Annotated in this window: 19 protein-coding genes and 4 pseudogenes; 18 read left to right on the top strand and 5 right to left on the bottom strand. The window is 38.0% G+C overall.

Annotated features, from left to right (window positions below; genetic code table 11):
- Positions 1-247: 247 nt before the first annotated feature.
- The 4 genes from HMPREF9965_RS11095 to HMPREF9965_RS11080 all read left to right on the top strand — a co-directional run bounded on the left by HMPREF9965_RS11095 (position 248) and on the right by HMPREF9965_RS11080 (position 3,208).
- A complete protein-coding gene (locus HMPREF9965_RS11095; protein WP_000286249.1) occupies positions 248-469 on the top strand; it encodes a helix-turn-helix domain-containing protein in 222 nt (73 codons plus the stop codon).
- Between the two features lie 305 nt (positions 470-774).
- Complete coding sequence (locus tag HMPREF9965_RS11090; protein ID WP_000450955.1) at positions 775-1,044, top strand: DUF3173 family protein; 270 nt, start codon at positions 775-777, stop codon at positions 1,042-1,044.
- The gene (locus tag HMPREF9965_RS11085) at positions 1,016-2,203 is read left to right on the top strand and encodes a tyrosine-type recombinase/integrase (RefSeq protein WP_000237018.1); all 1,188 of its coding nucleotides are present in this window, start codon (positions 1,016-1,018) and stop codon (positions 2,201-2,203) included. The genes HMPREF9965_RS11090 and HMPREF9965_RS11085 overlap by 29 nt, the downstream gene beginning before the upstream one ends.
- A gap of 438 nt (positions 2,204-2,641) precedes the next feature.
- Complete coding sequence (locus HMPREF9965_RS11080; RefSeq protein ID WP_000443020.1) at positions 2,642-3,208, top strand: hypothetical protein; 567 nt, start codon at positions 2,642-2,644, stop codon at positions 3,206-3,208.
- Positions 3,209-3,229: 21 nt separating this feature from the next.
- On the opposite strand, the pseudogene HMPREF9965_RS11075 reads toward HMPREF9965_RS11080, so the two are convergent.
- Positions 3,230-3,550 (bottom strand): annotated as a pseudogene (locus tag HMPREF9965_RS11075) (NADP-specific glutamate dehydrogenase); the annotation flags it as partial.
- On the opposite strand from HMPREF9965_RS11075, the pseudogene HMPREF9965_RS11070 reads away from it, so the two are divergent.
- The 4 genes and pseudogenes from HMPREF9965_RS11070 to HMPREF9965_RS11055 all read left to right on the top strand — a co-directional run.
- Positions 3,531-4,326 (top strand): annotated as a pseudogene (locus HMPREF9965_RS11070) (DUF2268 domain-containing protein); the annotation flags it as partial. The pseudogenes HMPREF9965_RS11075 and HMPREF9965_RS11070 overlap by 20 nt on opposite strands.
- Positions 4,327-4,388: 62 nt before the next feature.
- A complete protein-coding gene (locus tag HMPREF9965_RS11065; RefSeq protein ID WP_004244102.1) occupies positions 4,389-4,757 on the top strand; it encodes an EXLDI protein in 369 nt (122 codons plus the stop codon).
- A gap of 213 nt (positions 4,758-4,970) precedes the next feature.
- Positions 4,971-5,975 (top strand): NADP-dependent oxidoreductase, encoded by a 1,005-nt coding sequence (locus HMPREF9965_RS11060; RefSeq protein WP_000261419.1) that lies wholly within the window; start codon positions 4,971-4,973, stop codon positions 5,973-5,975.
- A 16-nt stretch (positions 5,976-5,991) separates the two neighbouring features.
- Positions 5,992-6,636 (top strand): TetR/AcrR family transcriptional regulator, encoded by a 645-nt coding sequence (locus HMPREF9965_RS11055; protein WP_000444588.1) that lies wholly within the window; start codon positions 5,992-5,994, stop codon positions 6,634-6,636.
- A gap of 205 nt (positions 6,637-6,841) precedes the next feature.
- Here the strand turns inward: HMPREF9965_RS11055 and HMPREF9965_RS11050 are convergent, their stop codons facing one another.
- Together HMPREF9965_RS11050 and gdhA are read right to left on the bottom strand one after the other, a co-directional pair.
- On the bottom strand, positions 6,842-7,327 hold the full coding sequence (locus HMPREF9965_RS11050) for a GNAT family N-acetyltransferase (protein ID WP_025170871.1): 486 nt from the start codon (positions 7,325-7,327) through the stop codon (positions 6,842-6,844).
- A 31-nt stretch (positions 7,328-7,358) separates the two neighbouring features.
- Positions 7,359-8,705 carry an NADP-specific glutamate dehydrogenase gene (gene gdhA / locus HMPREF9965_RS11045; protein WP_000199513.1) on the bottom strand — a complete coding sequence of 449 codons (1,347 nt, stop codon included), beginning with the start codon at positions 8,703-8,705 and terminating at the stop codon, positions 7,359-7,361.
- Between the two features lie 202 nt (positions 8,706-8,907).
- Here gdhA and HMPREF9965_RS11040 point away from each other — a divergent pair, with 202 nt between their 5' ends.
- The 7 genes and pseudogenes from HMPREF9965_RS11040 to HMPREF9965_RS11015 all read left to right on the top strand — a co-directional run bounded on the left by HMPREF9965_RS11040 (position 8,908) and on the right by HMPREF9965_RS11015 (position 15,401).
- Entirely contained in the window at positions 8,908-9,843 is a 936-nt protein-coding gene (locus HMPREF9965_RS11040) for a dihydroorotate oxidase (protein WP_000255176.1), read from the top strand.
- A gap of 32 nt (positions 9,844-9,875) precedes the next feature.
- Entirely contained in the window at positions 9,876-10,913 is a 1,038-nt protein-coding gene (gene holA, locus HMPREF9965_RS11035; RefSeq protein WP_000879627.1) for a DNA polymerase III subunit delta, read from the top strand.
- Between the two features lie 69 nt (positions 10,914-10,982).
- On the top strand, positions 10,983-11,588 hold the full coding sequence (gene sodA, locus HMPREF9965_RS11030) for a superoxide dismutase SodA (protein ID WP_000974741.1): 606 nt from the start codon (positions 10,983-10,985) through the stop codon (positions 11,586-11,588).
- Positions 11,589-11,741: 153 nt separating this feature from the next.
- Positions 11,742-12,272 (top strand): YutD family protein, encoded by a 531-nt coding sequence (locus HMPREF9965_RS11025; protein ID WP_001224370.1) that lies wholly within the window; start codon positions 11,742-11,744, stop codon positions 12,270-12,272.
- 20 nt (positions 12,273-12,292) lie between these two features.
- Positions 12,293-13,377 (top strand): annotated as a pseudogene (rlmN, locus tag HMPREF9965_RS11020) (23S rRNA (adenine(2503)-C(2))-methyltransferase RlmN).
- A gap of 1 nt (position 13,378) precedes the next feature.
- Complete coding sequence (locus HMPREF9965_RS0102665; protein WP_000197241.1) at positions 13,379-13,858, top strand: VanZ family protein; 480 nt, start codon at positions 13,379-13,381, stop codon at positions 13,856-13,858.
- A gap of 1 nt (position 13,859) precedes the next feature.
- On the top strand, positions 13,860-15,401 hold the full coding sequence (locus HMPREF9965_RS11015) for an ABC-F family ATP-binding cassette domain-containing protein (protein WP_000025370.1): 1,542 nt from the start codon (positions 13,860-13,862) through the stop codon (positions 15,399-15,401).
- A 56-nt stretch (positions 15,402-15,457) separates the two neighbouring features.
- Here the strand turns inward: HMPREF9965_RS11015 and HMPREF9965_RS11010 are convergent, their stop codons facing one another.
- Together HMPREF9965_RS11010 and HMPREF9965_RS13125 are read right to left on the bottom strand one after the other, a co-directional pair.
- Complete coding sequence (locus HMPREF9965_RS11010) at positions 15,458-16,261, bottom strand: peptidylprolyl isomerase (protein WP_000731897.1); 804 nt, start codon at positions 16,259-16,261, stop codon at positions 15,458-15,460.
- A gap of 107 nt (positions 16,262-16,368) precedes the next feature.
- Positions 16,369-16,530, bottom strand: a complete 162-nt coding sequence (locus HMPREF9965_RS13125; protein WP_141562957.1) for a hypothetical protein — start codon at positions 16,528-16,530, stop codon at positions 16,369-16,371.
- 459 nt (positions 16,531-16,989) lie between these two features.
- Between HMPREF9965_RS13125 and HMPREF9965_RS11000 the strand changes: the two are divergent.
- The 3 genes and pseudogenes from HMPREF9965_RS11000 (at position 16,990) to HMPREF9965_RS10990 (ending at position 18,933) form a co-directional block, all read left to right on the top strand.
- Positions 16,990-17,599 (top strand): annotated as a pseudogene (locus tag HMPREF9965_RS11000) (CadD family cadmium resistance transporter).
- Positions 17,600-17,616: 17 nt separating this feature from the next.
- Positions 17,617-17,955: a Cd(II)/Zn(II)-sensing metalloregulatory transcriptional regulator CadX gene (cadX, locus tag HMPREF9965_RS10995; protein WP_000711078.1), complete on the top strand. Its 339-nt coding sequence runs from the start codon at positions 17,617-17,619 to the stop codon at positions 17,953-17,955.
- 396 nt (positions 17,956-18,351) lie between these two features.
- Positions 18,352-18,933: a TMEM175 family protein gene (locus HMPREF9965_RS10990; RefSeq protein WP_000711075.1), complete on the top strand. Its 582-nt coding sequence runs from the start codon at positions 18,352-18,354 to the stop codon at positions 18,931-18,933.
- Positions 18,934-19,098: the final 165 nt, after the last annotated feature.

Raw genomic sequence — 19,098 nt, 5'->3', positions numbered from 1 at the left:
AAAATACTATTCTCTATGAATGTGGTGAAAAATATGATTGTAGGGAGTTATTTTAATTTTTATACTCTCGATTTGAGTGAGTATGGTTGCGAAAGCGATTATTGCTCACTCTTTTTTAAAACCTTCATATATGAAAATATAAGTCTACATATATATAAAACTTGATGAAATTCCTGTTGTCCTATTTGGACAATATCCTAAATAGTTTACAATATATAGTCTATACTTTTTCTTAGGAGAAAGCTAGATGTACAGACGTTTGAGAGATTTGAGGGAAGATCACGATTTGACCCAAAAACAAATAGCAAAAATACTTTCGTTTACAAACTCAGCTTATGCTAAAATTGAACGGGGTGAGCATGCCTTGACGGCAGATGTATTGGTAACTCTCTCAAACTTTTACGATGTCAGTACAGACTATCTATTGGGATTGACAGAGTTTCCTGATAAAATTCGCTTTAGAAAATAATCTCCTCAATTTCATAGAGTCTGAAAATGAGCAGATTTTTTATTTGTTCTTTGACAATTGAATAGTCCAAAATGGTACTTTCCTCATTTGTGGAGCAGTTTTGAATGGCTCGCCATGATAAGAGCGACATTAAAACCATCAATAAAATAGAGCGATACTTTATATGCCATGATACAAATGATATACAATGATACTTCTGACCGTTCAGGTTGCCACCGTAAAAGAGCAGCAAGTGAAATTCTTATGATGACTTCATCAGTCATGCCATGGAGGTGAAAAAATCTAAGAAAGGAAGTAGTAAAATCATGGAAACAGTAAACTATAAAGATTTAGTTGCGATTGGTTTTCCAGAGCACACATCGAGGAATATTATTAGACAAGCAAAAAAGATTGCTGTAAAAAAGTTTGAAGAAGCTAGAAAAAATGATAAGAATGCGGTACAATTAGGATGTTCACCTTTCGATAATAAAAGGTTAGGCATTGCTCCTAAAAATATTGTAGAAAATTTAATTGGTATTTCTTTTTCAGATATAGAAGGTGAGAAAAATGGTTATATCGAAGACAAAGAAATATAAAGGTGTATACAAAGATTCAAAAGGAAAAATTTATTTTCAAATTGAATTAGGAGTTGATCCAATAACTGGGAAAAGAATTCAAAAGAAAGGAAGGAAAAATCAACAGGGACTACCGTTTAATTCTTTTAAGGAAGCATATGAAGAGATACTTCGTTTAAAACATGAATTTGTGAACTCTACTATTAATAATAGTTTTCTAACTTTTAGAGAGTTTATGGAAGAAATCTATTTAAAATATTATCAACAAAAAGTTCAATTTGTAACTTATCAGACCGCTTTACCACATCATCAGTTATTTATTAAGCAATTTGGTAGTAAAAAATTATCAGATATTAGTACCATTGACTGTGAAAGATTTCGCATAGCTATTATAGACAAGTATTCTAGTAACTATGCTAAAAATATGTGGTCTAGATTTAAAGCATGTCTGGGCTATGCAGAAAGATTGGGTTATATTGATAGAGTTCCTTTTAAAGGATTAGATAATCCTAAAGGAAAGCACCCTGATACAAAATTTTGGACATTTGATGAATTTAAGAAGGTAATAAACTCTTTTGATATTAGTGAGTATGAGGGACTCCATAATTACATGACGATCTGGTTATATTTTATGACTGGCTTAAGAGTTAGTGAGGGTATTGCTCTTAAATGGGAAGATATTGATTTTGAACGTAAATGGATTCATGTTCATTCGACGATTGAGAAAGATAAAAACGGTGTATGGTATGCTAAACAACAAACAAAGACAGTAGCAGGGAATCGTAAAATTGATTTAGATGATTTTACGATTACTATACTTAAAAAATGGCGCAAAGTTCAAATCAAGAATGATGATAAAGATTATGTAATATCACGTTTTGGTGCCCCCTTATGTAAGTCTACAATTTCTAGGATAATAAAAAGGCATGCTAAGATTACTGGTGTACCAGAAATTACGGGGAAAGGATTAAGACATAGTCATGCATCTTATCTTATAAATGTGTTACATAAGGATACTTTATATGTTTCATATCGATTAGGACACGCTGATAAGTCAACCACGTTGAATACATATAGTCATTGGTATTATTCAGGTGATTCAACAATTTCAGAAGAGATTACAAACAGTTTAGATAATCTTGGATTATCAATTTACCTACCAAATTCCTGCCAGAGTTGAAAATTGAGGAATTAACCCACTAATACTGGGAGAAAATAGGATTTGCAAATTGTTACTCTTAAATAATAGAGAAACTACATTAGTAGCTTAAAAACATGATTAAACCGCTATTCTTAGGAGTAGCGGTTTTTCTTTATAATTGAAAAGAGAAAATTTATAAAGTGTCTCCAGTTGTTCCATAAAATTTTCATCATAAAGTTCTGGAGTTTGATTAGAGAACCATGTCAATCAAACTCCAGCGCTTGATAAAGCGATGATGTATCTGTGGAAGGAGATTATGTTTGCTAAGGTATTTTTTGCAGAAATAGTGGTACAATATCCTTAGAATAGTTCAAAATTTATCTTTGCTAGGGGAAAGGGAGATTGAACTCCCTGATGCATCCGTCTTAGTATGGGATTAATGTCCTATAAAAAGGAAATGTTATAAAGGTGATATTGATGGAAAGATATGAATTTACAGCGACAACAGCAAAATCAGATATAATAATTGGTATCCTTTTTCCCATGTTCCTCATGCTTCCTGTATTGGGAATACAGTTGGCTATATTCTATTTAAAACTGAATGATTTTTTTAAATCACAACCTCTTTTTCTTTATACGATAGTATTAGTATTTTTTGGTATTAGTTTTCTTTTAATTAAAAAAATACAAGGTAGTCTAGTGAAGAATTTTGTCGTAGAATTATCTGGAAGAAATATTAGGATTTGGTGTAATGGAAAGGAGATTGTATCAGGAGAAGTTATTTTCTGTAGGATAAAAAATAAGGAGCCTAAACTGGGGGCGAGAGCCTTAAATGTAGACATAGACACCAAGGGGGATAATATTAAATTTCGAGTTCGGTCTAAGGAATATGAAAATTTATCATCTTCTACTTGGAATCCTCTCGGGACAAGCAAACCCTCTGATGTAGAAACGTTATTATCTTTGGGCAAAAAAATAAAAAATGCTATGGAAGAAGAAGTTTTGATAGAAGATGAAGCTTCAAAAAAACCTCGATCGTTTTGATTGAGGTTTTTAGCATATTTCTTAGACAATACCTTGTGCAATCATAGCATTGTCTACATTTTCAAAGGCAGCGATATTTGCTCCTGCAAGGTAGTCAGTACCAAGACCATATGTTTCAGCAGTTGTTTTAGCTGTGTTAAAGATATTGGTCATGATGTCTTTGAGACGGCCGTCAACTTCTTCACGTGTCCATGAAAGGCGAAGGCTGTTTTGGCTCATTTCAAGTGCAGATACAGCTACACCACCAGCGTTGGCAGCTTTGGCAGGTCCATAAAGGATTCCGTTTTCTTTGTAGACTTTAATCGCATCAAGGTCGCTAGGCATGTTGGCACCTTCTGATACGAAATACCAAACTCAACATATTCCTCTGAAAGCCAAGTATCCCGGAGGATTTGATGCTTTGTTCCTACTTGGTTTTATGAATCAGCTACAAGGATAGACCAGCTATCGACGCTCTGAGCTCTGATCAACTCTGGCAAGATTGTCAGGATACTATCAAGAGGAGTATCGGTCTTTTTAAGCAAGCTGGCTATGACTTAGAGGTTGAGGATTACCATTTTACTATTTTACTGGGCAATCCAGAAAAACCTATGCTACAGCTTAATAAGAGATACAGTGGAGATGGAGGAATTCCAGGATACCTCATGCTTAGTCTGTTGCCGAATGACTATACTTTACCACGTGTGCAAGCCGCGTTGGCTCACGAGTGCAACCACAATGTTCGCTTCCAATTTATCAAATGGAACCAACAGACAACACTAGCAGACTGGGTAGTCAGTGAAGGATTAGCAGAGTCTTTTGCTGCTGAGCTCTATGGTAAAGAGCTCATCGGATCCTGGGTCACTTCAACTAGTTCCGAGCAGTTAGAAGAGATTAAGCCCATTATCTCAAGTCAGCTTCAGCTAACAGGGATGGCTGAAATGGCTCCTTATCTTTACGGTGATGAAATAGCTGAGATACAGGGTCAGATACTAGTTGGAATGCCCTATGCTGCGGGCTATGCTTATGGTTATCATCTGATACAAGCCTATCTGAAAAAGACTGGTAAGAGCATTATTGCGGCCACAGTAACACCGACAGAAGAAATTTTAGAGGCTACTAAAGATTTTTGGAAATGATACTTTTGCTTGCAAATCTGCCAGAGTCTGATATAATGAAAGTAATTTTTGGAGGTGACTATATGCACTATAAAAGAGTTGAATTAAAAGTCACAAATCAAGGTATCCATGAGCGCAAGATTTTTCAAGGTGTTAAGATTTTCAGTCGTAGCAAGTTATCCAAAGATCGGAAAAGCATTCTAACACAGAAGATTTACCTGACACCGAAGCAAAATATTGTTTACTATCAACGAACAGATATCAATTATGAGCAGAATTGGCAACATCATAAGGACTATTACGAACTAGCTTATGACCAGTTGGACAGAGAGACTGTTTTTAAGGTTTGTCAAGACTTTGACGAACTAAGTCTTTTTCTGGAGAATGAGCTACTGGAGAAGCTAAAAGAAAAGCAGTCAACAGGAAAATTTTTTGAAAAATTAGATATATAAAAATCCGGCTGCTTTTATAAGCAGTCGGATTTCTTTGAGTTATAGTTTGATAATCTTTCATAAGGAAAAATAGATCTATTTTTATCATGAACAGCTAACTTAGTTAGAACTTTTGGAAACAGTATAGTTGACATCTATGGGGAATAAGCATATAATTAAGAAAAATGATTGAGTGCTCACTCATTTTTTTTAGATGTGTAAGGAGTTCATACAATGGTTGTTCAAGCAATACAATATAGTCATTTCGGTGATGAAGAAGTGTTAGATTTAGTGAACATTAAATCTGATTCTTTGAAAGTGAATCAAGTTAGGGTAGAAGTTTATGCAGTTTGTTTAAATCCTATTGATTATAAAACTTTTGAGGGTGCAAAGCCACTTCGTTTTCTATCTTTTATGACGAAACTAAGGAAGCCAAGTCATTGGTTTGAATCAAAATCATCTCTTTTTCCAAGAGGTATTGGTCGGGATTTTGCTGGAGTTATCACAGAAGTTGGTGAAGGAGTAAGTCGGTTTGCAGTAGGTGATAAGGTTTTTGGAACAATCATCAGTGACCCTGGATTAGGCACCAAGAGGGGAGCTTTGGCAACAGAAATTTGTGTCAATGAATCAGAAATTGTGTTGAAGCCAGAGATGATTGATATGAACCATGCAGCTACTATGGGTGTAGCCTCTCTAACCGTGGGAGGTGCTTTTAGAAAGATTGAGCTAAACTCTAAAGATGTTGTAGTTATTTCAGCAGCAGCAGGAGGTATTGGAAGTATCGCAGTACAGTATGCGGTTGCTAAAGGTGCGACAGTTATTGGAATTGCGAGTAAGAAAAATTCAGATTATCTGAAGTCTTTAGGTGCTATACCGGTAGCCTACGAAGAGAACATCCAGAATGCTCTTTTATCAGCAAGTGCAAAGCCAATTACAAAATTCTTGGATTGCTATGGAAGTGATTATGTTAAATTGGCTTTCAGTTTGGGATTGAAGGGTACGGTTATTGGAACGCTAGTACCTTCACCATATGTTATGATAAAAGGTGCCCAGTTCACGGGTCCGAGACATTCCACATATGATGATTTGAACACTCTAGCAGAAATGGTCTCAGAAGGGAAGGTTCGGCTGAATATTGATCAGGTTTATGATTTTTCTCTAAAGTCAGTTAGAGAGGCATATCATAGCCTGAAGTCGGGACACACTCGAGGTAAGAAAGTCGTAAAAGTAAGAAAGTAGCAGAGAGGTGCCAGCAATGGAAAGTTTAGAAGAAAAGTATGCTCAGACATTAGAAAATAGCAACCTGAGTTTAAAACAACGTCAAGTATTATTATCAAGTCTAAAGTTATTTTCAGAAATTGGCTTTGAAAATACAACAGCCAGCCTTATTTCTAAGGAGGCTGGAGTTTCAGAAGGGACAGTTTTTAGTTACTTTAAAACTAAGGAAGGCATCTTAGAAGCAATTTTATCGACTTTTCTTGAGCAAGTTATTCCAGACGTGATTGCTGATTTTTCTGAGAAGAAATTTACAGCAAACCAAGAGTCTTTTCCGCTATTTTTAAGAAGTATTGTTCGGGATAGACTAGTTTTCATTCAGGAGAATCAAATGCAAGTTAAAATTCTCTTGAACCGTTCTTTTATTGATGGAACGATTTCTGACCAGTTAGGGAATGTTATTGTTCACTCTATCATTAAACCAATTAGTCCAGTTCTGAATCAGTTTAAAGAAAATGGTGTTATCCGAGATTGGTCAAATGAAAGAATTGTTCGCTATATTCTAGCTTTGAGTCTTTCTTATGCTCTTCCAATGATGTTGAATAATAATGAGGTCCTAGACATAGATGAAGCAGTAAATGAAATTGTTGAATGCCTGTCTTTTGCCTTAGTAGAAGTAAAGTGAATTTCGATTTTTAAGCTTACTATTAAAAATAGTGAGCTTTTTTAAAACCAATATAAAAATCCCCAATCAAAGCGATTGAGGATTGAAAAATAAATTGAAACAATACCTTAACTATCATAACCTTGGATACATTTTTAAAAGTTGTTTTAGCTGTGTTGAGGAGCTTGGTACTGATGCCCTAGACTCGACCATAGTATATTGCCATCTATTCATCTGATGAGAGGGATTTTATCATCCAGATATTCATAGCTGGGTGGCCAACGGCGTTAGTAAGTGGTTGTTGCAATGCTGTGAAACTATAGTGTTGATAGATGGCCACGGCCGTAGCCAGTTCAGTAGAGGTTTCTAGATAAAGCTGTTCATAACCTGCTAGGCGGGCTTCCTGGAATATCCGCTTTATCAACCTGCTGGAATAACCTTTGCCACGGCTATTTTTAGTGACATACAGTTTTTGTAATTCAGCAATTTTATCGGACACAGGTGCAAAGCCACCACAGCCAACCAGCTGTCCTTCATCTTCCAGAACAAAGTAAGCCGCCCTCTCTTGATGTTGATAATAGTCGGCCAAATGATCTAGATGAGAATCAAAGTAGACAGTTCCTGGTTTGTCAAGCCCGAATTCTTCTAGGCTAGTTCGAATGAGTCGCGCTACAGCTGTATTGTCTCTTACTTCCATCGGCCGTAAGTTCATCATTTGTCCTCCGATAGGATGTATCGACTAATTAAACAATACCTTGGGCAATCATAGCATTGGCTACATTTTCAAAGGCAGCGATATTTGCTCCTGCAAGGTAGTCAGTACCTAGACCGTAAGTTTCAGCAGTTGTTTTAGCTGTGTTGAAGATATTTGTCATGATGTCTTTGAGACGTCCGTCAACTTCTTCACGTGTCCAAGAGAGGCGAAGGCTGTTTTGGCTCATTTCAAGAGCAGATACAGCAACACCACCAGCGTTGGCAGCTTTGGCAGGTCCGTAAAGGATTCCGTTTTCTTTGTAGACTTTAATCGCATCAAGGTCACTAGGCATGTTGGCGCCTTCAGATACACAGATAACACCTTGAGCAACCAAACGTTTAGCTGCTTCACCATTGATTTCGTTTTGAGTCGCACATGGAAGAGCAATATCGTAGTTACCAGCGTAAGTCCATACAGAACCTTCATGGTATGTAGCAGTTGGTTTCTCAGCGGCGTACTCAGTCAAACGTGCACGACGGTTATTCTTCACATCTGCTAGAAGGTCGAAGTCGATACCATTTTCATCGATGACATAGCCGTTTGAGTCGGATACTGAGATCACAGTTGCGCCGAGTTCAGTAGCTTTTTGAAGAGCGTATTGGGCTACGTTACCAGAACCTGAAATAACCACTTTTTTACCAGCAAAGCTGTTACCGTTGGCTTTGAGCATTTCTTCAGTATAGTAAACCAAACCGTAACCAGTTGCTTCTGGGCGAATCAAGCTACCACCGAATCCAAGAGGTTTACCAGTCAAGACACCAGCATCAAATTGGTTAAGACGTTTGTATTGTCCGTAAAGGTAACCAATTTCACGTCCACCAACACCGATATCACCAGCTGGGACGTCAAGTGATGGTCCAATGTATTTTTGCAATTCTGTCATAAAGCTTTGGCAAAAGCGCATCACTTCAGCATCAGTCTTTCCTTTAGGATCGAAGTCTGATCCACCTTTACCTCCACCAATTGGAAGGCCAGTCAAGACGTTTTTAAAGATTTGTTCAAATCCGAGGAATTTCAAGATCCCTTGGTTTACAGTTGGGTGGAAACGAAGTCCGCCTTTATATGGTCCAACAGCTGAGTTAAATTGAACACGGTAACCACGGTTGACTTGAACTTTTCCATCACGGTCCACCCAAGGAACACGGAAAGAAATCACGCGCTCAGGCTCAGTGATACGTGCCAAGATGTTTTCTTCGATATACTCAGGGTGTTTTTCAAAGACAGGCTCCAAGGTACTGAAGAATTCTTCAACCGCCTGGAGAAATTCAGCCTCATGCCCGTTACGAGCTTTCACAGTTGCAAACACGCTTTGGATATAATCTTTAGCAGATGTCATATCGTTCTCCTTTGTTGTTATATTTTGTTACATGAGCCATTATAGCAGAATTTTTTTTGAGTGTAAAGAAAAAACAGAAATTTTCAAAAAATTCTTTCAATTTATAAAAACGAACGTTTTCTCTAGAAATAACTTTCTCAAAGAGAAAATCTTAAAGTATGGTATAATATTAGAAATAAAAGGAATCTGGAGGATCAGAATCATGGTATCAACGAAAACACAAATAGCTGGCTTTGAGTTTGATAATTGCTTGATGAATGCAGCGGGTGTGGCTTGTATGACGATAGAGGAACTAGAAGGGGTCAAAAACTCAGCAGCAGGAACATTTGTCACAAAGACAGCGACCTTGGACTTTCGTCAGGGGAATCCTGAACCACGTTATCAGGATGTTCCACTTGGTTCTATCAACTCCATGGGCTTACCAAATAATGGCTTAGACTACTATCTGGACTATCTTTTGGACTTGCAGAAAAAAGAGCCAAACCGTACTTTCTTCCTATCTCTAGTTGGCATGTCTCCAGAAGAAACACATGCCATCTTGAAAAAAGTTCAAGAGAGTGAATTCAAAGGACTGACAGAGCTTAATCTCTCTTGTCCAAACGTTCCAGGAAAACCTCAGATTGCCTATGATTTTGAGACAACAGACCGTATCTTGTCAGAGGTATTTGCCTACTTTACCAAACCTCTCGGGATCAAGTTGCCACCTTATTTTGATATTGTTCACTTTGACCAAGCAGCAGCTATTTTCAACAAATATCCGCTCAAGTTTGTCAACTGTGTTAACTCTATCGGGAACGGCCTTTATATAGAAGACGAATCGGTCGTGATTCGTCCTAAAAATGGTTTTGGTGGAATTGGTGGAGAGTATATCAAACCGACTGCTCTCGCTAATGTCCATGCTTTCTATCAACGCTTAAATCCTCAAATCCAAATCATCGGAACAGGTGGCGTTCTGACGGGTCGTGATGCCTTTGAACACATCCTCTGCGGTGCTAGTATGGTGCAAGTAGGAACGACGCTCCACAAAGAAGGTGTCGGTGCTTTTGAACGCATTACCAATGAACTAAAAGAAATCATGGCAGAAAAAGGTTATGAGAACCTAGAAGATTTCCGTGGGAAATTGCGCTATATTGATTAAGTTTAATAAAAAATCAGAAGAAAGGAGAGAAGATGCTTGCCATTGAAGACAGTCAGAAGTTGACTTTATCAAGTCTATCTAGCTTGAACCTATTTACAGGGACAGATCAGGGTCAGTTTGAAGTTATGAAGAGTCAAGTGTTGAGGCAGATTGGTTATGATCCAGCTGATCTCAATTTTGCTTACTTTTATATGAAAGAAGTAGCTTATAAAGACTTAGAGTTGGAGTTGGTCAGTCTCCCTTTCTTTGCTGATGAGAAAATCGTGATATTAGACCATTTTGTCGATATTACAACTGCCAAGAAACGTTTTTTAACAGATGATGAGCTCAAGTCATTTGAGGAATACCTTGACAATCCTTCGCCGACGACTAAACTTTTGATTTTTGCAGAAGGAAAACTGGATAGTAAAAGACGGTTGGTCAAACTGCTCAAACGAGATGCGACTGTCTTTGATGCTATTGAACCCAAGGAACAAGAATTGCGCCAGTATTTCCAAAAATGGAGCCAGACACAAGGTCTGCAGTTTGCAGAAAAGTCTTTTGAAAATCTACTTCTCAAATCTGGTTTTCAATTTAGTGAAATCCAGAAAAATCTTCTCTTTTTACAGTCTTATAAGTCCGATGGCATGATTGAGGAAAAGGACATTGTCGAGGCAATTCCTAAGACCTTGCAGGACAATATTTTTGATTTGACTCAGTTTATCTTGGGCAAAAAGATCGACCAGGCGCGTGACTTGGTTAGAGATTTGACCTTGCAAGGGGAGGACGAAATCAAGCTCATAGCTGTCATGTTAGGACAGTTTCGAACCTTTACCCAAGTGAAGATTTTATCAGAGGCTGGTCAGACGGAATCGCAGATTGCAAGCAGTCTGGGAAGTTATTTGGGGCGCAATCCTAATCCTTATCAAATCAAGTTTGCATTGAGAGATTCGAGAGGGATTTCCTTGGCCTTTCTCAAGCGAGCGATTTCTTATTTGATTGAAACAGACTACCAGATTAAGACAGGTGTCTATGAAAAAGGGTACTTGTTTGAAAAGGCACTCTTGCAGATTGCGGCAGAAGCAAATTGAGCAAAAAACTTGAAAAAAGAGGATGATTGCGTTATCATTTTCATATAGAAAGAAAAAGAGGTATTACAGATGGCTATTATCTTACCAGACCTTCCATACGCATATGACGCTTTGGAACCATACATTGATGCAGAAACAATGCACTTGCACCATGACAAACACCACCAAACTTATGTAAACAATGCAAATACAGCTCTTGAAAAACACCCTGAAATCGGTGAAGACCTTGAAGCTTTGCTTGCTGATGTAGACTCTATCCCAGCTGATATCCGCCAAGCGCTTATCAACAACGGTGGGGGACACTTGAACCACGCTCTTTTCTGGGAATTGATGACTCCTGAAAAGACTGCTCCTTCAGCAGAACTTGCAGCAGCAATCGATGCAACATTTGGTTCATTTGAAGAATTCCAAGCAGCCTTTACAGCAGCAGCTACAACACGCTTCGGTTCAGGTTGGGCATGGTTGGTTGTTAACAAAGAAGGGAAGCTTGAAGTGACTTCTACAGCAAACCAAGACACACCAATCTCAGAAGGTAAAAAACCAATCTTGGGCTTGGACGTTTGGGAACATGCTTACTACGTGAAATACCGCAACGTGCGTCCTGACTACATCAAAGCTTTCTTCTCAGTTATTAACTGGAACAAAGTAGACGAGCTATACGCAGCAGCTAAATAAAAAATAGGAAGGGAAGAGTCATTCTTCTCTTTTTGGTTTATATGGCAGAAGTCTGACAAAATCGTCAGACTTTTTTCATTTTTATGAGAAACGTGCTAACTGCTAGAAATTATGGTAAAATAGAGTGTTAAGTAATCGTGGAAAAGGAAGACTATGCGTAAAGAAATTGCACCTGAATTATACAACTATAACAAGTTTCCTGGCCCAGAATTTCATGTAAATGGGGATAAGGTTGAGACTGAAGGAATTGCTTTTACCTTGGTTGAAAATATCAAGGATGCCTTCGATGTGACAGTCTTTAATCAGCGCTTCTCAGAAGTGTTGACCAAGTTTGATTATGTCGTGGGGGACTGGAGTAATGAACAGCTCCGCCTACGTGGTTTTTACAAAGACGATCGAACAGGGGAAAAAATTGAAAAGATCAGTCGCTTACAGGACTATCTTTTGGAGTACTGTAGTTATGGTTGTGCCTATTTTGTCCTAGAAAACCAAGCACCTAAGCGTGCGTCATTTGACAAGAAAATGCGTAAAAAAGAGGAGGAAAACCTTCCTAGAAGAGGTAAGAAACCTTCGCAAAACAAGAGAAAACCAAATGCGGATAAGAGAAATAGACGTCGTCATAAGGACCAAAAGTCTCAGAAAGAGGACAAGGGACAGCGCCATTTTGTCATTCGTCAGAAATAGATAGAGAATAAGGAGAAGAGATGAAACCGTCTATTTATAGTTTAACACGTCAAACCATGCAAGAATGGGTATTAGAACAAGGAGAAAAAAATTCCGAGCAGATCAAATCTGGGAATGGCTCTACCGTAAACGTGTCCAGTCCTTTGAAGAAATGACCAATCTTTCCAAGGATTTGATTGCTAAGCTCAATGAGCAGTTTGTCGTAAATCCTTTGAAACAACGAATTGTGCAAGAGTCAGCTGACGGTACTGTTAAGTATCTTTTTGAGTTGCCAGATGGCATGTTGATTGAGACAGTACTCATGCGTCAACACTACGGTTTGTCAGTCTGTGTTACCACTCAGGTCGGCTGTAATATCGGTTGTACCTTCTGTGCATCAGGCTTGATCAAGAAGCAACGTGACCTCAATAACGGGGAAATCGTAGCGCAGATTATGCTGGTTCAGAAATACTTTGATGAACGTGGTCAGGATGAACGTATCAGCCATATCGTTGTCATGGGAATAGGTGAACCATTTGATAACTACAACAATGTTTTGAATTTTGTCCGTACCATCAATGATGACAAGGGAATGGCAATCGGAGCTCGTCACATCACGGTTTCAACTTCAGGTTTGGCCCATAAAATTCGTGACTTTGCTGATGAAGGAGTTCAGGTCAATCTGGCTGTGTCTCTTCACGCACCCAATAATGAATTGCGTTCAAGCATCATGAAAATCAACCGTGCCTTTCCGATTGAAAAACTTTTCGCAGCTATTGAGTATTATATCGAAACAACCAATCGCCGTGTGACCTTTGAATACATCATGCTCAATGAAGTCAACGACGGTGTTGAACAAGCCTTGGAATTGGCTGAATTGCTCAAGAACATCAAGAAATTGTCTTATGTAAACCTAATTCCTTACAACCCAGTTAGTGAGCATGACCAATATAGCCGTAGTCCTAAAGAGCGCGTGATGGCCTTCTACGATACCCTCAAGAAGAAAGGGATTAACTGCGTTGTCCGTCAGGAACATGGTACAGATATTGATGCGGCTTGTGGACAATTGCGTTCCAATACAATGAAACGTGACCGCCAGAAGGCAGTCGCAGCGGTAAATCCATAAAATGACTAGAAAAAGAGAATTAATCTTAAGATTGGGAGTGGCTGTTTACAGCCTATGCATTGTCTGTTTTTGTTTTACTCCCCAGCCTCAACTTCCTACAGGAGTGGAAACTCCAGGTATTCAAACTTTTGGACGCCTGGTTTTTCTTTTAACTCCCTTAAACTCCCTTTGGAATCTAGGTGAAGTGACTAGTTTGGGACAAGTCCTTTGGATCTTTTTGCAGAACATTTTAAATGTCTTCTTGCTTTTCCCCCTAGTCTTTCAACTCATTTATCTCTGTCCAAACTTGCGACAAACGAAAAAAATCCTCCTTCTCAGCTTTCTACTGAGTCTAGGAATTGAGTGTACGCAACTGGCCTTAGACTTTTTCTTTGATTTTAATCGCGTCTTTGAGATTGATGATTTGTGGACCAATACCCTAGGAGGCTATCTGGCTTGGGTTCTTTATAAAGGACTGCATAAAAACAAGATAAGGAATTAGAATGAGTATTTTAGAAGTTAAAAATTTGAGTCACGGTTTTGGTGACCGTGCAATTTTTGAAGATGTGTCCTTCCGTCTCCTCAAGGGAGAACATATCGGTCTAGTCGGTGCCAATGGTGAGGGAAAATCAACCTTTATGAGTATTGTGACTGGTAAGATGTTACCTGACGAAGGAAAGGTGGAATGGTCTAAGTATGTGACTGCTGGCTATCTGGACCAGCATGCTGTGCTAAAGGAAGGTCAAACTGTGCGTGATGTTCTCCGTACAGCCTTTGATGAGCTATTTAAAGCAGAAGTTCGTATCAATGACCTCTATATGGAAATGGCCGAAGACGGAGCGGATATCGACGCGCTGATGGAAGAAGTCGGGGAGCTCCAAGATCGTTTGGAGAGTCGTGATTTTTATACCTTGGATGCCAAGATAGATGAAGTAGCGCGTGCTCTCGGTGTCATGGACTATGGCATGGATACGGATGTAACAGCCTTATCAGGTGGCCAAAGAACCAAGGTGCTTTTGGCTAAACTCCTCCTTGAAAAGCCAGATATCTTGTTGCTGGACGAACCAACCAACTATTTGGATGCTGAGCATATTGACTGGCTCAAGCGTTATCTCCAAAACTATGAGAATGCCTTTGTCCTTATTTCGCACGATATTCCTTTCCTCAATGATGTTATCAATATCGTCTACCATGTGGAGAACCAACAATTGACTCGCTATTCTGGAGACTACTACCAGTTCCAAGAAGTCTATGCTATGAAGAAATCTCAGTTGGAGGCAGCCTACGAACGCCAACAGAAAGAAATTGCAGACCTTAAGGATTTCGTGGCTCGCAATAAAGCCCGTGTTGCAACGCGTAATATGGCCATGTCCCGTCAAAAGAAACTCGATAAGATGGATATCATTGAACTCCAAAGCGAGAAACCAAAGCCGTCCTTTGATTTCAAACCAGCTCGCACCCCCGGGCGCTTTATCTTTCAAGCCAAGGACTTACAGATTGGTTATGACCGTCCACTTACTAAACCCTTAAACCTCACCTTTGAACGCAATCAAAAGGTTGCCATTATTGGAGCCAATGGTATCGGGAAAACAACCCTCCTGAAGTCTCTCTTGGGCATTATTCCACCAATTGCTGGAGAAGTCGAACGTGGCGACTATCTAGAACTTGGCTACTTTGAGCAGGAAGTAGAAGGGGGCAATCGTCAGACGCCTCTAGAAGCGGTCTGGAATGCCTTTCCAGCACTCAATCAGGCAGAAGTTCGTGCAGCCCTTGCTCGTTGTGGTTTGACAACTAAGCATATCGAAAGCCAAATTCAGGTTTTGTCAGGTGGAGAACAAGCCAAGGTTCGTTTCTGTCTCTTGATGAATCGTGAAAATAACGTCTTAGTGCTGGACGAGCCGACCAACCACCTAGATGTGGATGCCAAGGATGAACTCAAACGAGCCCTTAAAGAGTACAAAGGAAGCATTCTTATGGTTTGCCACGAACCAGACTTTTATAAAGGCTGGATGGACCAAATCTGGGACTTTAACAAGTTAACTTAAAAATGAGGGAAAAAGAAATACAGTATCGAATGCGGATACTGTATTTTTTAGGTTATTTAGGATTTAAAATCGTAGTCTTTCACCACTTCGATACTATCGATAGTGATAGCAGTAGTTGGTTTGTCTTTTTCATCTTTTTCAGCCTTGGCAATCTTGTCAACAATATCCATGCCGTCGATGACTTGGCCAAAGACAGGGTGTTTGCCGTCTAGGCTTGGATTTCCACCTTCTTTATAGGCTTCGATGATTTTCTTTGGATACTTGCTGGTAGGAAGTTTAGTTGAAATATCTGTCGAGTTTTGGTTGATGAAAAACTGGCTACCGTTGGTATTTGGTTGACCAGTGTTAGCCATAGCAAGGGCACCGCGGATATTGTATAGGTAAGGAGAGATTTCATTTTTGAAACCAGTTCCCTTGTCCTTCGTTTTATCCTTATCATGCCAGATGGATTGGCCACCTGTACCATCTCCCTTAGGATCTCCAGTTTGGACCATAAAGCCATCGATGACACGGTGGAAGGTAATTCCGTTATAGTAGCCTTCTTTAGCGTGAGTGAGGAAGTTTTCAACCGCAAGAGGTGCTAGTTTTGGAAAGAGCTTAATGCGAATATCACCCTGACTTGTGTGGAGAATGACTTCGGCTTCATCTTCAGCAACTTCCTTAGAAAGTTGAGGGAAGTTGGCATTTTCATTGGTCAAAGCGTCATTCAAATCTTTGGCAGCCTGAGCAGCTGCTTTTGAGCTTTCTTCTGCTGCAAGACTAGAGTCGACATAGTCATCACCACGGAGACCACGTTGGATACTAGTACATCCTGCAAGGGCAATAGATGATAGTAAAAGAAGGGTTGCTAGTTTTTTCATTGTTACCTCTCAAAAATTCATTTCTACCATTGTACCTTAAAAGGAGATTGATTTCAAATGTAAAAGATATGGTAAGTTTTCGGAAAATAAATCTACAGACTGCTTGTTTAGAGATTTTTCTTTGGATGACGGTCGATAATTTCCTGATATTGTTCAAGTATCTTCTCTCCCTTTGGAGTCAATTTGTAACCACGAATTGAAAAGTAACTTGCTAATTCTTCTCCTGAAAAGTTGTCACGAAGGGATTGGTCCAAATCTGGAGCCCTCATCTTAGAAAGTACTGTAACTCTCCATACTTTTGAGGATATTCTATTTCATAGTGGTATTTAGATGATCAAACGAGTCAAACAACTAAAGAATTCTTTGAAGCAATGCATCGTATTTGGTTTGATAGTTTCGTTAATAATATTTGATGATAAAGAATTTTTGGAAAATCTAGACACTGTATGAATCTCTACTTTTTTTCTTAGGCTTTTATAAAGTCTGTCAGAATAGGCTTTGTAGGTGTAGAAGTTAATTTTTACAGAAGTGAAGTAAGCATTCAATACGAATCAATACATAAGAAAAACTCTGATTTCAAGCGTTTTTTCTTTTTTCAATTTTAATACATTTCACTATATTTCAGTCCAATCTCTACCTTCTTATCTATACTTTGATGGAGCTGAAGTTGACATCTACAAAGTTTAATGTTAGAATACATTCAAAAATATATTTGAATGAGGTGTTTTATGATTCAAAATATTGTTACTTCAATAATCCTGTATTCTGGGACAGCCGTAGACTTACTTATTATCCTAATGTTATTTTTTGTCCAAAAGAAAAAGCAGAAAGGACATCATTAACATCTATTTAGGACAATTTCTAGGCTCTGTTAGTCTAATATTGCTAAGTTTACTTTTTGCATTTGTCTTAAATTATATTCCTAGTAAAGAGATTTTAGGTTTGCTCGGTTTGATTCCAATTTTCCTAGGGCTCAAAGTTTTGCTTTTAGGAGATTCTGATGGAGAAGCTATTGCAAAAGATGGTTTGCGCAAAGATAATAAAAACCTGATTTTTCTAGTCGCTATGATCACTTTTGCAAGTTGTGGTGCTGACAATATTGGTGTCTTTGTCCCATATTTTACCACCTTAAATTTAGCGAATTTGATAGTGACTTTACTTACTTTTCTAGTCCTGATTTATCTCTTGGTTTTTTCTGCCCAAAAATTAGCACAAGTCCCTTCTGTTGGAGAAACTTTGGAAAAATATAGCAGATGGTTTATTGCCGTTGTCTATTTAGGATTGGGGATGTATATCCTGATTGAAAACAACAGCTTTGACATGCTATGGGCTGTGTAAGGCTAGGAGAATAAATTATGAAAAAAGATAGTATCTGTCAAGTGGATGTTATAAATCAACAAAATGTTACAACCGCAACGAACTACCTTGAAAAGGAAAAAGTCCAAAAATCACTTCGCATTTTATCAAAATTTACCGATAATAAACAGATAAATATCATCTTTTATCTCCTTGCCGTCGAAGAACTCTGTGTCTGCGATATAGCCTGTTTATTAAATCTCAGTATGGCATCTGCCTCCCACCATCTTCGTAAACTAGCCAATCAAAACATCTTGGACACTAGAAGAGAGGGGAAAATTATATATTATTTTATAAAAGATGAGGAAATCAGAGATTTTTTTAATCAACTAGGATAACAACTATTTTTACTACTTTTCCATGATTATAGGGGATTATATATGAAATTTTTTGATGAAAATTTCCCATAAGAAATACCTACTCGTATCAAATGTTTAAGAAAAAAGTATAATTTAAAGCAAATCGACCTAGGTAATGCAGCTCAAGTTAGCCAAGTTGAAAAGGGAGGAATTTGAAAGAAAATGTATCTTTGATAGTAGTCATTTATTGTGAAATATGATATATTTATTAATTAGATGGATGAATATTTCTAAAGTTAAATAAAATATGACAGATACATGTTTTTTAGTGTATCTTGTTTGTACTCAAAGTATGAAATGAATATCTAATATTTAAGATTAATAAATATTATACGATGAGATAGAATGCTACAAAATGAAAGGTGATGTAATCTGATGAAGAAAGATAGATTAATTGCATTGACAGATGCGGTTCTAGCAATTATAATGACTATCCTAATCTTAGAATTAGAAAAACCAACGACACCAAGTCTTCAAGCTTTTTGGGATTTACGGCAAAATTTCTTTGCTTATTTTCTTTCCTTTTTCTGGTTAGGATCGTTATGGATGGCACTAAACACACTATGGGAAAAGGTTGAGAAAATTTCCCCACAAATTGTTTGGTGGAATTTGTTTCTTTTATTTTTTGTTTCATTTATGCCCTATGCTACTGGAATCGTTAGTAGTCATTTCATGAACCATACGGCACAGCTCTTTTATGGACTGATCGTTATTGTTTCAACGGTAGCAAACTGGTTTTTACATAAAGTAATTGATAAACCCAATATAGATCAGAAAGAATTACTTGAAGCTACCGCACAATATAGAAAGTTATTGATACCTGACCTAATAATTAAAGGAGTGGGATTGATTCTATCCTTAATTGTCTATCCTCCGATTATGATGTATAGTGTTTTAATTGCGGCATTTTACATCATAACTTTAAAAACACTATCTGAAAAAAGAGTGAATAACTAAAAAATGGTGACCAAAGTTAGGTGTATTATTTTAATGCTTACAGACCTAAACTATTCCCCTATTTATAATCTATTGATTCATATTTTATGAAATTAATCAGTAGATATCGTTCTGAAAAGCCTTGATAATACGCTGTTTTTAACTAAACTGAAACCCATACTTATC

It is taken from the genome of Streptococcus mitis bv. 2 str. SK95 (assembly GCF_000222705.1).
Lineage (GTDB): Bacteria > Bacillota > Bacilli > Lactobacillales > Streptococcaceae > Streptococcus > Streptococcus mitis_AY.
This window is presented reverse-complemented; position numbering and strand designations above follow the sequence as displayed.

Excerpts from the sequence above, each read along its gene's own strand:
- HMPREF9965_RS11095 (WP_000286249.1), top strand. The coding sequence starts at position 248 with ATGTACAGACGTTTGAGAGATTTGAGGGAAGATCACGATTTGACCCAA.
- HMPREF9965_RS11090 (WP_000450955.1), top strand. The coding sequence starts at position 775 with ATGGAAACAGTAAACTATAAAGATTTAGTTGCGATTGGTTTTCCAGAG.
- HMPREF9965_RS11085 (WP_000237018.1), top strand. The coding sequence starts at position 1,016 with ATGGTTATATCGAAGACAAAGAAATATAAAGGTGTATACAAAGATTCA.
- HMPREF9965_RS11080 (WP_000443020.1), top strand. The coding sequence starts at position 2,642 with ATGGAAAGATATGAATTTACAGCGACAACAGCAAAATCAGATATAATA.
- HMPREF9965_RS11065 (WP_004244102.1), top strand. The coding sequence starts at position 4,389 with ATGCACTATAAAAGAGTTGAATTAAAAGTCACAAATCAAGGTATCCAT.
- HMPREF9965_RS11060 (WP_000261419.1), top strand. The coding sequence starts at position 4,971 with ATGGTTGTTCAAGCAATACAATATAGTCATTTCGGTGATGAAGAAGTG.
- HMPREF9965_RS11055 (WP_000444588.1), top strand. The coding sequence starts at position 5,992 with ATGGAAAGTTTAGAAGAAAAGTATGCTCAGACATTAGAAAATAGCAAC.
- HMPREF9965_RS11050 (WP_025170871.1), bottom strand. The coding sequence starts at position 7,327 with ATGAACTTACGGCCGATGGAAGTAAGAGACAATACAGCTGTAGCGCGA.
- gdhA (WP_000199513.1), bottom strand. The coding sequence starts at position 8,705 with ATGACATCTGCTAAAGATTATATCCAAAGCGTGTTTGCAACTGTGAAA.
- HMPREF9965_RS11040 (WP_000255176.1), top strand. The coding sequence starts at position 8,908 with ATGGTATCAACGAAAACACAAATAGCTGGCTTTGAGTTTGATAATTGC.
- holA (WP_000879627.1), top strand. The coding sequence starts at position 9,876 with ATGCTTGCCATTGAAGACAGTCAGAAGTTGACTTTATCAAGTCTATCT.
- sodA (WP_000974741.1), top strand. The coding sequence starts at position 10,983 with ATGGCTATTATCTTACCAGACCTTCCATACGCATATGACGCTTTGGAA.
- HMPREF9965_RS11025 (WP_001224370.1), top strand. The coding sequence starts at position 11,742 with ATGCGTAAAGAAATTGCACCTGAATTATACAACTATAACAAGTTTCCT.
- HMPREF9965_RS0102665 (WP_000197241.1), top strand. The coding sequence starts at position 13,379 with ATGACTAGAAAAAGAGAATTAATCTTAAGATTGGGAGTGGCTGTTTAC.
- HMPREF9965_RS11015 (WP_000025370.1), top strand. The coding sequence starts at position 13,860 with ATGAGTATTTTAGAAGTTAAAAATTTGAGTCACGGTTTTGGTGACCGT.
- HMPREF9965_RS11010 (WP_000731897.1), bottom strand. The coding sequence starts at position 16,261 with ATGAAAAAACTAGCAACCCTTCTTTTACTATCATCTATTGCCCTTGCA.
- HMPREF9965_RS13125 (WP_141562957.1), bottom strand. The coding sequence starts at position 16,530 with ATGAGGGCTCCAGATTTGGACCAATCCCTTCGTGACAACTTTTCAGGA.
- cadX (WP_000711078.1), top strand. The coding sequence starts at position 17,617 with ATGAAAAAAGATAGTATCTGTCAAGTGGATGTTATAAATCAACAAAAT.
- HMPREF9965_RS10990 (WP_000711075.1), top strand. The coding sequence starts at position 18,352 with ATGAAGAAAGATAGATTAATTGCATTGACAGATGCGGTTCTAGCAATT.